At 71.0% G+C, this 526-nt stretch carries 1 protein-coding gene; it reads right to left on the minus strand.

The window, feature by feature from the left end; translation table 11 throughout:
* A partial coding sequence (locus tag AC1DWF_RS38385) for a histidine kinase dimerization/phospho-acceptor domain-containing protein (protein WP_476843637.1) occupies positions 1-526 on the minus strand: 526 nt, incomplete at both ends.

Genomic DNA, 526 nt, shown 5'->3' on the forward strand with positions numbered 1-526 from the left:
GGGTGGATCGGCGAAGAGGGTGAGGCCGCGCTGCCGCGCCTGGGGCATCAGCGTCTCGACCGTGCCCTCGATCAGGCCGCGCAGGCTGAAGGGCAGCGCCTCCACCTCCATGCGGCCCGCCTCGATCTTCGAGAAGTCCAGCACGTCGTCGATGATGCGCAGCAGCGACTGCGCGCTCTCGCGCATGACCGCCACGCTGCGCGCCTGGTCGKGCGCGAGCTCGGAGCGGTCGAGGATCTCCATCATGCCCAGYACGCCGTTCATCGGCGTGCGGATCTCGTGGCTCATSGCCGCRAGGAAGGCGGACTTGGCCTGGGCCGCGGATTCGGCGGCGTCGCGCGCGGCCTCGGCCTCGGCCTGGGCGGCAAGCGCGGCCTGCTCGCTCGACTTCAGCGGCGTCACGTCGCGCGCATGGCTGATCATCCGGTTGCCGGAGAGCAGCGTGTAGGTGAACTCSAYCCAGCGGCCGCCGGGCATCTGGCGCGCATAGCGCTGGCTCCCCTCGGCACGCAGGTGGGAATAGACC

The organism is Aminobacter sp. P4_D5 (assembly GCF_056401815.1).